Raw genomic sequence first — 12,846 nt, forward strand, 5'->3', positions numbered from 1 at the left:
ACCCTCCCCCGGGCACTCAGCTCGCGACCTGCTCGGCCTGCCGGGTGCGCAGCAGCGAGACCAGGTCGCCGAGGGTGTGCATCTCCCTGAGGTCCTGCTGCCGCAGCACCACGTCGAACTCCTCCTGCAGGTCCACGGAGACCTCGACCAGGGTGAAGCTGTCCGGCACCACCTCGGCGATGGTCACGTCCGGGCCGAGCCGTTCCACCGGCACCGAGATCAGCGAGCTGACGTGCTTGGCGACGGAGTCGAAGTCGATCTCGCGCATGGCATTCCCTTCGTGTGACGGTGACAGTCCTAATGCGACGGTGAGCGCGCCGCGCGGCAGCGCGAGGCTGGCGTAGCGGAACTCGGCGCCCGGCCGGGTGGCCCGGCCGCGGCGGGCGGCGGGTCGGTCGGTGGCGTAGTGGCGCAGCGTGCGGCCGGCGTTGCCCGGGTCCGCCTTGAACAGCGCCTCCTTGACCGTCCACAGCCGCAGCAGTTCGGCGCCGCGCCGCGCCGCGGGCGCACCGTCCCACCAGGACAGTTCGGGCCCGGTGAGGAACAGTGGCGCGGTGCGTGGCTCCGGGTACCGGCCCACCTCGACGTCCACGCCGACGCCGGCCACGGCGCCGACGTCACCGGTGAGCACCGCGGCGACCGCCAGGTCCCCGGCGTAGGACAGCGAGGCGATCCGGTTCGGGAACCGGTACGCCGCGGTGTCCGCCGGCCGCCCGGTGGCCAGCAGCGCCCGGCGCAGCGCGTGCCGCGCGGTCAGCCACAGCCGCCGGCCGCGCGGGCTGCGCCGCTCGGCCAGCCGGGCCGCCTCGCCCGCGGTGAGGTCCCGGACGGCGAGCGGGGTGTCCGAGACGGCCAGCAGCACGCCGCGGGTCACGGGAGTTCCGGGTCGGCGCGGCGCAGGAAATCCACCCGCTCGCCGTACTCGGCCAGCGTCTTCGCGTAGACCTCCTGGTCGGCCCGGGTGAACCGGTCGAGGGTCTCGGCCACGTGCTCGGCGCCGTAGCGGCCCTCCATCTCGGCGAGCGCCTCCCGCACGTACTGCACGTGCCAGCGCTCGTCCACCATGATCTGCTCGATGGTCTGCCGGATGCGCGGGTGCAGGTTCGGCACCCGCAGGTGCTGCCGGTACTGCCCGATCACCCGCTTCTCGAACACCTGGGTGATCGCCATGACCTCCATCAGGTTGGCCGGCACGCCGGCGGCCTCCAGGTACTGGTCCTGGTAGGCGCCGCGCAGCTTCTCCGCGTCATAGCCGAGGTCGCTGATGCAGTCGGTCCAGTAGCGGGCGTGCTGTGCCTCGTCGGCGAAGTGGTGGGTGACCTCGGCCTGGAGCTGGCCGCCGCGCAGGGTGCGGGCCACCCGGCCGAAGAACAGCGCCCCGTTGATCTCCGAGCTGCGGTAGTAGCTCAGCAGCCACAGGTCGTTCTCGCTCAGGCTCACGATGCCCTCCTTTCCGCGAGTTCTCGCGCACGGTGGTCGCCTCGGGCATCGCGGCTTGGCACAGCCATTACGGAGCCCTCCTTCCGAAGCGGGTGGTCACCAGGTGCGTGCAGGTGGCCTCGACGAGTCGCCGGGTGTCGGTGGCGGGCGCGGCCGGCCACGCGGTGCGCAGCCGCGTGCTGTCGAAGTCCTTGGCCAGGAACATCTGCTCGGCGAACGGCGAGACCGAGTCGAGCGCCTGCCGCATCGGGCTGGCGCCGAACCCGCGCGTCCCCTCGACCAGGTCGCGGAACCCGTCGATGTCGCAGAACGCCGGCCGCAGCAGCCGGCGCCGCCGGAACCCGGGGTCCCGCTCGAACACGTCGAAGGCGAGGTCGACCAGCTCACCCAGCGGCGCCGCCTCCTCCGGCGCGGGCGCCAGGTGGTAGATGCCGCTGGGCACGTCCGGCCGGGCCAGGTGGGCGAGACCTCGCGCGGTGAACTCCGCGGTGGCCAGGTACAGCGGGGTCTTCGGGTCGCCGGGCATCAGCGACAGCAGGCCGTAGCAGAACAGCTTGAGCGTGTTGTGGAACGCGTTGTACTGGCCGACGGTGCCGGTGCCGTCCTCGGCGACGATGGTGGCCAGCCGGGCGACGGTGAGCGGTAGCCCGGCGGCGTCGGCCTCGGTGAGCAGCCGGCGCTCGGCGGCCCACTTGGACCACTCGTAGTGGTTGACGAACCCGGCCGTGTCATCGTGCCGGGTCTCGGTCACCGTCCCGGTGCGCCGGCCGGCGGCGAACAGCGTGGACAGCGCCAGCAGCCGAGTGAGCCGGGGGCAGCGGCGGGCGAACGCGGCCACCTTCGCGGTGCCCTCGACGTTGACCGCGAGCGCGGTGGGCGCGTCCACGTTGAACGCGGTGACCGCGGCGGCGTGCACGATGGTGGTGACGCCCGCCGCGTCGACCGCGGCGAACGGGTCGGCGTCGCGGACGTCGGCCGGCACCACGTCGACCCGCCGGTCGTCCAGCAGGTCCGCCAGCGCGGCCCGCCTGCCCGGATCGGCGGTGCGCACGGTCAGGGTGAGCCGGTCGTCGGTGTCCCGGAGTAGCCGGGCGGCCACCTGCCGGCCGAGGTAGCCGTCCGCGCCCGTGATCAGGATGTGGCCCATCAGAAGACTCCCACCGCGATCGCGATCGCGGACGCGGCCCGGTGGCCGGCGGCCGGGAGGTCCGGCCAGTTCGCCGGGTCGGCGCCGTGCCGCCGGGTCACCGCGTACAGCCAGCGCTCCACGCCGAACGCGAGGCATCCGGTGGAGCTGGGCCGGCCGTCGCGGCTGATGCCGAAGGCGGCGCCGAAGTGGTCCTCGTGCATGTTCAGCGAGGCGACGGCCAGGTCACCGAAGGCGGCCTCGTGCTTGCTGGGGTGCAGCCGCTGGGCCAGGTAGTGCGGGTTGCTGGCCGGCCGGAAGAACGGGTCGGTGGCGGTCCGCCAGGCGACGTCGAGGTCCAGTTCCCGGCACAGCGCGTCGACCGCGGCGCGGGCCGCGTCAAGGAAGCCGGTCACCTCCGCGCGGCTGCCCAGGCAGACGATCTCGCGCATGCGGAAGCTCCACTGCCGCCGCAGCGGCCGGTAGTGGGTCTCCCGGCGGAAGCAGGTGTTGACCGTGGTGACGTAGCGGGGAGCGGCCAGTTGCTCGCCGCGGTGCTGCGGGTAGACGTGGTAGCAGGCGGCCGGGGTGAGCACCTCGCGCACCGGAGCGGTCCGGGTGAGCCGCACCGCGCCGGTGGCGTCCAGCGGGTCGCGGTCGGCGAAGGCGGCCAGGTTGGCCTCGTCCGTGGCCATGCCGACCGGGAAGGTGGCCATGTGCGGGAACGCGTGCAGGTAGTCGATCTCCTGAAGGGTCGCCGCGTCGATCATCGCCGGGTGCCGTTCGGGCGTCGCCCGCCACGCCGAGGCGAGCGCGGTGAACGCGCGGTCGCAGTCTTCGGCGAGCTGGTACAGCGGCCCGGACAGCGCGACGTGGCCGCCCGGCCACCAGCTCAACCCCACCGGGCCGAGTTCGGCGAGCAGGGTCGGATCCGCCGCGGTCATCGAGGTGCCCTCGGTTCCGCCAGCTCGCGCGGGATCGTGTCGCCAGGGCTTGGCACAGGCATCAGGAAGCCTCCAGAAAGCGTTCGGCGATGGTGCGGATGTCCCGGAAGTCGCCGGGGCGGAGGTTCTCCACGTCGATCGGCCGGCGGCTGATCCGTTCCAGGAACTGGATCAGCTCGGGAATGTGCAGCGAGGTGAGGTGCCGGCCCTCCAGCAGCGGCAGGTCGTCGGTGAGCCCCTGCGGCGGGAGGTCCTTCGCCCGGTCGGCGACCCATTCGCGCAGGCTGGCCAGCTCGGCGGTCAGTTCAGCGGACATCGGCGGGTTCCTCCAGCAGCAGACCGGTGGATGTGAAGAAGCGCAGGCACTTCGCGGACACCTGGCGGCGGTGCTCCCGCTGGGCCGGGGCCTGCCAGGCCGCCTCGGCCACGTCCCACGGGTCGTCGTAACCGCAGTCGGCGTACACGTCGGGGTTGTAGTACTCGCGCCAGGTGGTGGTGAAGAACTGGTTGAGGTACTTCCGGATCTCGGTCAGCCGCTCGCCCGTCCACTCGGGAACGTAGGTGTCCCAGAAGGCGCGCACGATGGCCCGGTTGAACACCAGGTGCCGGGACTCGTCGGCGTGGTGCGCCTCGTTGATGAACCGGGCCAGCGGATGCAGCCGGTCGTCCCTGGCCTGCAGCACGTTGTGCCGGTCGGCGATCTCCTCGAAGATCAGCACCTTGGCGAAGAACAGCAGGTCCTCCACGGCGCGGTCGGTGCCACCCGGGAACGGCACGTGCCGGCTGCGGTACACCCGCGCGTAGCGCCGGCAGTAGGTGCCGAAGTAGACGCTGTGCTTGTTCTCCTCGTCCAGGAAGTGGTGCAGGTAGTCGGCGATGTCGGCGAGGTCGGGCCGGTACAGCCGGGTGGCCAGGCCCTGCATGAGGGCCTTCTCACCGTGGATGTTGAGACTGAAGAAGTTGGCCGACTCGTGGAAGCACAGCTCCCGCTGCCGCGCCTCGTCCTCCGGCCAGTACGGCGTTCCGTACAGGGTGGACAGTTCCGGGCTGGTGAACCAGTCGGCCGTGGCGTCCAGGCTGTCCGGCCAGGTGGCCAGCGCCTCGTAAGGGTTGGTGTACTTCTCCCGGGACAGCTCGTTGAGTCGGTCCACGGTGCCGGACATCGCCGCGATCGCCTCGCGCAGCGCGGTCATGTGACGCTCCTTTCCGCGAGTTCGCGCGCGCCGTGGTCGGGTTGGCTGCCGCGGCCTGACGCAGGCATGGCGGCATCTCCCGTCGCCTCGAGGATCAGGCTCTGCCAGTTGAGGCCGAAGCCGGCCATCAGCAGCAGCACCCGCTGGCCGCGGCGCAGCCGTCCGGATTCGACCAGTGACGCGAGGTTGACCACGTTGTCCGCGGAGATGACGTGGCCGGCGTCCGGCAGGGACGGCATCCACACCCGCTCGGCGCCGATGCCGACGATGCGGGACAGGATGTCCCACGTCTTCCGGTGGGTGTTCTGCGGAACCACCCAGTCGACGTCGCCGGGCGCCAGGTGCGCGCGGTCCAGCGTCTCCCGCACCAGCCGGGCGACGTAGGAGAAGTAGCTGCCGACGGTTTCGTCGTCGCTGGCGTCGGACAGCCCGCCGTTGGTGATCTGGTGCGCGGTCAGCACCCGGAACGCGGCCGGTTGCCTGCTCACCACGCAGGCCGCGGCCCCGTCGGAGATGAGGTTGTAGCTCTGCTCGTAGCGCGCGCCGTCGGGGAACCGGTCGGCGGTCAGGCAGAGCACCCGCTGCCAGTCCGGTTCCGCGCCGAGCAGCGCCCCGGCCACACGCACCGAGCCGAGCATCGCGGTGCACGCCTGCTGGTTCAGGCCGATCACCACGGAGCCGTCCAGGCCGAGGTCGGCCTGCAGCCGGCTGGCCGGGAAGTCCATCAGGTGCTTGACATCCCGGGTGCGCCGCCACTCCTCGGCGCTGCCCACGTTGGCGTTGTGCGGCAGGCAGGTGGCGTAGACGATGGCGTCGACGCCGTCCAGCGGTCCGCGCACCAACTGGTTGGCGGTGGTGACCGCGAGGTCGTACGCGGTGGTGTCCGGTTCGCAGCGGTGGTGCCACTCGAAACCGGCGGCCATCAGGTCTGCCGCGGAGGACAGCAGCAGTCCCTGCGCCTCGGACTCGGTGACGTGCAGTTTCCGCTCGCCCAGCGCGTAGACGAAGTTGTCGACGTAGACGTCGGTCATGCGGTCCCTCCCCCGGACTCGAGCAGTTCCCGCACGCGCGGCCGGGACACCTTGGCCGACGCGGTACGGGGCAGGTCGTGCGACCGGACGACGATCCGGCCGGGCCGCTGGTGCGGAGCCAGTTCGGCGGTGAGCCGCCGCACCTCGCGGGTGAGCGCGGCATCCCGCTCGACCGGGTCCGGCAGGTCGGCGCGGGTGGTGTCGCTGGGCGCGACGACCGCGACGAGTTCCTCGCCGTGCGGCGCCGGCAGGCCGACCACGCAGCAGGCGCCAACCATCGGCGAGCGGTCCAGCACCCGCTCGACGTCCTCCGGCTGCACCTTCTCCCCGCTGGGCAGCACGACCAGGTTCTTCACCCGGCCGGTGACGAACAGGTAGCCGTCCTCGTCGAGGTGGCCCCGGTCGCCGGTGGAAAGCCAGCCGTCACCGTCCACCGCCCGCGCGGTGAGGTCCGGCCGCCCCCAGTAGCCGGGGGTCACGCCCGGGCCGCGGACCAGGATCTCGCCGTGCACCGTGCGCACCTCGGTGCCGGGCAGCGGCCGCCCCACCGAGCCGGTCCGGTTGTCGCGCAACGAGTTGACCGCGATCACCGGCGACGCCTCGGTCATCCCGTAGCCCTGGCACACCTGGAAGCCGAGCCGCTCGAAGTAGCGGGCCAGGTCCGGGTCGAGCGGGGCGCCGCCGACGAAGAAGTGCCGCAGCCGGCCGCCGAAGCGGGCGTGCAGCGACGGCAGGCCGAGCCGGCGCAGCGGCATCGGCAGCCGCCCCACCGCGGCCACCCAGGCCCGGCTGGCCCGGGTGGCGGCGGCCAGGTCCGCCTCGATCCGCCGGCGCAGCGCGGCCAGCAGCAGCGGCACCACAACCAGCCCGGTGGCCCGCTGCTCGGCGATCGCCGCGACGATGTCCGCCGGCAGCATCGAGCCGGGGTAGTGGATGCGGGCGCCCACGTACAGCGGGCAGAGGCAGCCGATCACGAGTTCGAAGCTGTGGTGCGCGGGGAGCACGGAAACCAGCACGGCGTCCGGGGCCACCACCCGCTGCGTCACGGCCTCGACCTGGTAGACCAGGTTGGCCCAGGACATCGTGACCGGTTTGGCCGTGCCGGTGGAGCCGGAGGTGTAGACGACCACCGCGGGATGCTCCGGGCGGCGCGGCACCGCCAGCGGTTCGGCGGGCGGTTCCGCGGCGGCGGTACCGACGGGGCGCGCGGTGGCCCCAGCGACCAGCGCGGCCTCGTTAACCCGGTCCCCGGTGCCGGCGCCGAACAGCACCACCACGGCGCGGAGTTCCTGCAACCGGTGCGCCAGGTCCGGCGCGGCCAGGTTCGGGTCCAGCGGCACCGCCACCGCGCCGGCGGACAGCACGCCGAGGAAGGTGGCGACCCAGTGCGGCCCGTACGGCGCGACGAGGGCCACCCGGTCGCCCGGGGCGACGCCCAGTGCGGCGAGGTCCGCGGCGACCCCGGCGGCGGCCGCGGTCAGTTCCCGGTAAGTGAGCGTGGTCGCATCGTGGGAACCGGCCGACCGGCCGCTGAGCGCGATCCGAAACGACGCGCCGGGGTCATCGACATGTAACAAACGACGGTAGAACTGAGTCGGTCGGGTGAACGAGCGAATGGGACCCGGGGAATGTGGTAACCCCTCTCGCGCAGACGCGCTCCTCCTTTCGGCCGAACGCAGGGTTTCCGCCGAAGTTGGCGAACCGCACACCGCGTTCACATCCGATACTCTCAAAATTTCTCCCACCGTTGGATCACAGGCACCCCGCTGGGTGGCGCGGGGGTCGCGGGCTCGGCGGCCCGGTACGATCACGGCATCGTGAACGGGGGAATCCGGCGCGTCCCAGGCGTGGCCAACCGTGGGCGAACCCCACGTTGCCGCGCGCGCCACATGGCGCCGGCATTCCCAACTCCCTGCGGTCCATCATTGGGCAGGAACCCGGTTCGGTCCATTGACCAGACCCCGAATTCGGGGGGCCGTGTTTCGTGGAATCGCCGAGGAGATCGTGGGATCAGCGAAGAGGAGGACCATGACGCGGGGACCGGCGGCCGATGCGGGCTGGGCAGCGGTTCAGGAGGTCCTGGACGGGTTGCTCGCGGACAGCGATCGGTTGGCCGACGAACTACTGGCGCGGCACCGGCAGGCGATCATCGGCGGCGAGGACTCACCACTGCCGCCCGAGGAGGCCCGCGAGTACGTCCGCTGGATCGTCCGCGCGTTCCTGGGCGGTATCCGGGAGCGCCGGCAGCCGGCGGGCGAGGAGATCACCCGGTGTGAGGGATTCGGCGCGCGGCACGCCCGACACGGCCTGACCGCGTCCGCCGTCGCGCACGGTCACCTGCTCGGCCATCGTGAGCTGTGGCAGCGGGTCATCGAGGAGGTGCTCAACCGGTCCGGCGTCGATCCCGCGCCGATGGCCACCATGTTCGTCTACAGCCTGCAGTGGCTGGACGCGGTGATCTCCGCGATCAACCGGGGCTTCCAGGTGCAGGCGTTCGAGACGCACAGCGCGCGGGAGCGGGCGCACCGCCAACTGGTCACGCTGCTGGAAACCGGTCCGGCGGACGGCGACACGGTGCGCTCGCTGGTCGCCGGCCTGGATCTGGACCCGGAGGGCATGTTCGTCGCCGTGCACGGCCGCGGCGCGTGCCCCGGCAACCACAACCCGGTTCCGGCGGACTACCCCGAGACCCGGCTGGTGCAGGGCGAGGACGTGGCGAAGGTGCTGGGCCGTCCGGTGCCGGGTGAGCGGTGGGGTATCGGCGCCGCCCGCCGTGGCCTGCCCGGTGCGCAGCGCAGCATCGTGGACGCCAAGCTCGCCTACGCGGCCCTGCCCGACCGCGGCGGCCGGATGGATTTCGCCGACTCCTGGTACCTGTGCCTGGCCCGGGCGCACCGGGAGGCGATCGACCCGCTGATGGAAACCACCCGGGAGGTCGCCCGGTCCCGGCCGCACCTGCTGGACGCGGTGGTGGCCTTCGCCGACGCGCGGTTCTCGGTGACCTCCGCGGCCCGCGCGCTGCTGGTGCACCCCAACACCCTCAGCTACCGGCTCGACCAGTGGCAGCGGCTGACCACGCTGGACCCGCGCACGGTCACCGGCCTGGCCCAGTCGCTGTACGTGGCTCGGGTGCCGTCGCCGAAGGCGTGACCGCCGGGAGCCGCTCACCCGAGGCGCGCGGGTCGGCGGCCGGCGTGCCGGCGAGGCCGACCAGGAAGTCCCGCGCGATCCGCTCGATCCGCTCCTGCGCGTTCGGCCCGGGCACCGGAACGTCCGCGGTGCCCGTGGTGGCGATCGCCGCGGTCACCCCGTCGAGCCTGCGGTTGCGCTGGCCACCGGGGACCGTGGCGTACATGTTCGCCGCCACCGCGACGCGCCCCCGGCCGGTCAGTGTCCACGCCCACTGCTCGGCGCCGTCCATCCCGGCAAGCGTCGGGCCGGCGGGCCCCCGGACCGCGCCGGCCGAGGCCCGCACCGCGGACTCGTCGGCCTGCCAGAGCACCTGGCCGTCCTGCAGCACCGCGGCGACCGTGTACGGCCGGTGGTAGGAGTACGAGCCGCTGAACAGGGCACCGGCGAACAGCGCGGCCGCCGCGGTCGGGGTGGCCGCCACGGTCTCGCCGCTGATCGGCTCGCCGGACGAGCCGATGGTGCGCAGCCCGTGCTCGGCGAGCACGGCGGTCAGCGTGGTGCGGGTGTCGTCGCGGACGGCGGCGGCCTTCGCGGCGCCGATCGCGGCGCGCAGCAGCGGCCCGCCGACCCGCGCGCCGAGCGGCCCCGCGGCCTGCATGGCGTCGTTGAAGGGCTGCGTCACGAAATCCGGACCGCCGTAGAAGCCGAGCACCGCGCCGGTCGCCGAGTCGACCGCGGCGAGCCCCACGTGGACGTCGCGGTCGCCCGGGTTGCCCGCCGGGTCGAGCGTGGCCATGCTCCGCGCCACCGCCTGCTCCGCGGCCCGCATGTACTCGGGCCGGAATGTGGTGACGACGGTGTAGCCGCCGCGGGACACCGCGGTGGAGTCCGGCACGTCCGGGTTCTGCTCGTGCAGCCGGTCGAGGTCGCGCATGGCCGCGTTCACCGCGTAGCCGTTCGGGCCGGCCAGGTCGTTGGACCGGTACGGGACGGGCCGTGGGAAGGTGAGCCGGGCGCGGTCCGCCGCGGCCAGCCAGTGCTGCTGCACCATGCCGTCGAGCACGTAGTTCCACCGCTGCACCAGCCGCTGCGCCGCCTCCGGGTCGGCGTCGGCGGTGGAGAAGTAGTACGGGGACTGGATGAGCGCGGCCAGGTAGGCGGCCTTCGCCGGGTCGTCCGCCAGCGCGGCGACGGGGACCCCGAAGTACGCCCGGGACGCGGTCTCGATGCCGTAGCTGTTCCGGCCGAAGTAGATGGTGTTGAGGTAGTTCTGCAGGATGGTGTCCTTGGATTCGGTCTGGTCCGTCTTGACGGCGATGAGCGCCTCGCGGATCTTGCGGCCGATGGTCTGCTGCTGGGTCAGGTAGTAGTTCTTGACGTACTGCTGGGTGATGGTCGATCCGCCCTGCGGATTTCCGCCGCCCGCGGTCAGGTTGTCCTTCACCGCGCGCAGGATTCCGGTCGGCGAGACACCGGACTCCGTGTAGAACCCGCGGTCCTCGGCGGCCAGCACGCTGTGCTGCACCACCAGCGGGATCGCCTCGATGGGCACCGAGTCGCGGTTCACCCCGACGTGGGCGATCTGCGTGCTGCCGTCGGCGTACCGGAAGCTGGTCTCCTGCCGGGTGGCGAAGTCGTTCGGCTGCGGGATGCTGACCAGCGCCAACCCGGCGGCGACCGCGCCGGCGAACCCGAGCAGCGCCAGCCCCGTGACTCCGCATAACAGCTTCCAGGACGGGATCCAGCGCCGGACCCCGGTGCGACCCCGCCTCGGGTAGTCGACCAGGCGGCGCCGGCGTGGTTTGCCCCTCAGGGCATGTCGAGGAGACGAATCGGCCTTCATGGTTCTTCGCCACCCCCGGTGCGCAGGAAAGCTGAACAGCCGAACGACCGGATGCCCGGCGCCGCCGACCCGGAGTCGAATGGCGCGCCGAATAGGGCCGTCGAATACCGACGCTACCGGGAATGCCGGTGGCGCCTCATCGGCTTGGAGATGGCGAGGAAAATCCGACCAGGGGATGACGCGGGATCAGGTATCCTGCGCCCCGCGCCGCATAAGCTGCGCGCAGTGCTCCCCGATCATCATGGCCGGCGCGTTGGTGTTCCCGCCGGTGATCGACGGCATGATCGACGCGTCGGCCACCCGCAGCCCCTCGACGCCGCGCACCCGCAGTTCCGGGTCCACCACGGCCCGCTCGTCCACGCCCATCCGGCAGGTGCCGACCGGGTGGTAGACGGAGTGGATGCGGTTGGGCAGTTCCCGGGCCAGCGCGTCGTCGTCCGGGCACGCCGGCCCAGGGTGCAACTCGCCGGTGACCACCCCGGCCAGCCGGCGGCTCGCCATCACCTCACGGACCACCTTCATGCCGTCGATCAGGAAGCGGGCGTCGTCCGGGTCGGCCAGGTAGGCGGGGTCGATCAGTGGGGCGGCGGTCGGGTCGGCGGAGGCCAGCCGCACAGTGCCTCGGCTCTTCGGGTAGATCAGCGTCGTCATCACGGTCACCGCGGGCCGGGTGTCGACGGTGTGCCGCACCGGGGCGTCCTGGTTCGGCGACGGGTAGGACCAGGGAAGCGTGAGGATCTGCAGGTCCGGCCGGCCGTTGGCACGGTCGGTGCGGAAGAAGGTCATGGTGTCGAAGACGGTGCTGCCGAACCAGGTGTCGCCGCGCACCGCCTCCGCGAGAATGCCGCCAAGCATGTGCGCCGCGGTGCCCCGGTGCACCGCGCCCGGCGCGAGGAACGTCATCGGCACGAACAGGTGGTCGTGCAGGTTGTCGCCGACCGGTAGGTCGGCGCGCACGTCGATGCCGTTGTCCCGCAGGTGGTCGGCGGGGCCGATGCCGGAGAGCATCAGGATCTGCGGCGAGCCGAACACGCCCGCGGACAGCACGACCTCCCGGGCCGCTCGGAGCACCCTCGGTCCGGACCGCTCGACGATCTCCACGCCCACCGCGCGGGCGCCGTCGAAGACGACCCGGGTCACCGTCGCGCCCACCACGACGCGCAGGTTCGGCGTCTGCCGGTCGGAGAGGTATCCGTGCGAGGTGCTGAACCGGCGGCCGCCGTGCGCGCTCATCTGCACGGTGGACACGCCCTCCTGGGCGGCCCCGTTGTAGTCGTCGTTCCTGGGCACGCCCAGGGTCTCGGCCATCGCCTCGAACAGCGCGTGCGCCGGTTCGGTCAGATGCTTTTGCCGGCGCACCGCGATCGGCCCACCCGCGCCGCGCAAGTCGTTCTCGCCGTCCTCCCAGTCCTCCAGCCGCTTGAAGCTGGGCAGCACCTCGTCGTAGCTCCACCCCTTGCAGCCCGCGTCGGCCCAGTCGTCGTAGTTGCCGCGGTGGCCGCGGACGAACACCATCCCGTTGACCGAGCTGGAACCGCCGAGCACCTTGCCCCGGGTCATCGGAATCCGCCGGCCCATGGCGTGCTGCTGCGGCACGGAGTAATAGCCCCAGTCGAACCGCTTCTTGATCTGGGGCACGGAGTGGACGATGGAGATCATGCCCGGCACGCGGACGAACCACGACCGGTCCTTCGGCCCGGCTTCCAGGAGGACCACCCGCGCCCCGGACTCGGCCAGCCGCCTGGCCACGATGCACCCGGCACTGCCGGCGCCCACCACGATGTAGTCCGCCTCGTCGGCCACGTCGACCTCCATGGTCACCGGTACGTCGGCCAATATTGGAACACGTTCTACACAGGACGCAACCCTTGCGCGGGCTTACCGGCAGAATGCGGAGCTGACCGGTGTAGATCGTGTTCCGGCGGCGACCGCCGGGGCGGCAGATCGTGGTGGGCGTGGCGGCGGTCGGCTACCGGGTCTCCATCGAGTTCGCGCTGGTCGCCACCGCCCGTCCCTGGTGCACCCGGTACATCTGGGCGTAGCGGCCGTCGCGGGCCATCAGCTCCTCGTGCGTGCCGCGCTCCACCGCCCGGCCCTCCTCCAGGTAGAGGATCTGCGCGGCGTCACGCACGGTGAG

At 72.3% G+C, this 12,846-nt stretch carries 11 protein-coding genes; 1 reads left to right on the forward strand and 10 read right to left on the reverse strand.

All coding sequences use genetic code 11. The features are described 5' to 3' along the window. Positions 1-16: 16 nt before the first annotated feature. From FFT21_RS21715 to FFT21_RS21745, 8 genes are all read right to left on the reverse strand, one after another. Positions 17-874 carry a 4'-phosphopantetheinyl transferase superfamily protein gene (locus FFT21_RS21715; RefSeq protein ID WP_137815765.1) on the reverse strand — a complete coding sequence of 286 codons (858 nt, stop codon included), beginning with the start codon at positions 872-874 and terminating at the stop codon, positions 17-19. Further along, the gene (locus FFT21_RS21720) at positions 871-1,440 is read right to left on the reverse strand and encodes a ferritin-like domain-containing protein (RefSeq protein WP_137815766.1); all 570 of its coding nucleotides are present in this window, start codon (positions 1,438-1,440) and stop codon (positions 871-873) included. Before FFT21_RS21720 ends, FFT21_RS21715 begins: the two co-directional genes overlap by 4 nt. Positions 1,441-1,507: 67 nt before the next feature. Then, positions 1,508-2,587: an SDR family oxidoreductase gene (locus tag FFT21_RS21725; RefSeq protein ID WP_192909680.1), complete on the reverse strand. Its 1,080-nt coding sequence runs from the start codon at positions 2,585-2,587 to the stop codon at positions 1,508-1,510. Continuing rightward, entirely contained in the window at positions 2,587-3,510 is a 924-nt protein-coding gene (locus FFT21_RS29260) for a class-II aminoacyl-tRNA synthetase family protein (RefSeq protein WP_192909681.1), read from the reverse strand. Before FFT21_RS29260 ends, FFT21_RS21725 begins: the two co-directional genes overlap by 1 nt. A gap of 61 nt (positions 3,511-3,571) precedes the next feature. Then, positions 3,572-3,826 (reverse strand): hypothetical protein, encoded by a 255-nt coding sequence (locus FFT21_RS21730; RefSeq protein WP_137815768.1) that lies wholly within the window; start codon positions 3,824-3,826, stop codon positions 3,572-3,574. Next, positions 3,816-4,703, reverse strand: a complete 888-nt coding sequence (locus tag FFT21_RS21735; protein ID WP_137815769.1) for a diiron oxygenase — start codon at positions 4,701-4,703, stop codon at positions 3,816-3,818. Before FFT21_RS21735 ends, FFT21_RS21730 begins: the two co-directional genes overlap by 11 nt. Next, positions 4,700-5,734: a 3-oxoacyl-[acyl-carrier-protein] synthase III C-terminal domain-containing protein gene (locus FFT21_RS21740; protein ID WP_137815770.1), complete on the reverse strand. Its 1,035-nt coding sequence runs from the start codon at positions 5,732-5,734 to the stop codon at positions 4,700-4,702. Before FFT21_RS21740 ends, FFT21_RS21735 begins: the two co-directional genes overlap by 4 nt. Continuing rightward, positions 5,731-7,311 carry an AMP-binding protein gene (locus tag FFT21_RS21745; protein ID WP_192909682.1) on the reverse strand — a complete coding sequence of 527 codons (1,581 nt, stop codon included), beginning with the start codon at positions 7,309-7,311 and terminating at the stop codon, positions 5,731-5,733. Before FFT21_RS21745 ends, FFT21_RS21740 begins: the two co-directional genes overlap by 4 nt. A 451-nt stretch (positions 7,312-7,762) precedes the next feature. On the opposite strand from FFT21_RS21745, the gene FFT21_RS21750 reads away from it, so the two are divergent. Next, positions 7,763-8,884: an RsbRD N-terminal domain-containing protein gene (locus tag FFT21_RS21750; protein ID WP_137815772.1), complete on the forward strand. Its 1,122-nt coding sequence runs from the start codon at positions 7,763-7,765 to the stop codon at positions 8,882-8,884. On the opposite strand, the gene FFT21_RS21755 is transcribed toward FFT21_RS21750, so the two are convergent. Next, complete coding sequence (locus FFT21_RS21755; RefSeq protein ID WP_137815773.1) at positions 8,829-10,709, reverse strand: transglycosylase domain-containing protein; 1,881 nt, start codon at positions 10,707-10,709, stop codon at positions 8,829-8,831. The two genes, FFT21_RS21750 and FFT21_RS21755, sit on opposite strands and share 56 nt — an antisense overlap. Positions 10,710-10,895: 186 nt before the next feature. Beyond that, positions 10,896-12,524, reverse strand: a complete 1,629-nt coding sequence (locus FFT21_RS21760; RefSeq protein ID WP_137815780.1) for a GMC family oxidoreductase — start codon at positions 12,522-12,524, stop codon at positions 10,896-10,898. Positions 12,525-12,846: the final 322 nt, after the last annotated feature.

The sequence above is a fragment of the Gandjariella thermophila genome (assembly GCF_005405885.1).
GTDB classification, from domain to species: Bacteria; Actinomycetota; Actinomycetes; order Mycobacteriales; family Pseudonocardiaceae; genus Gandjariella; species Gandjariella thermophila.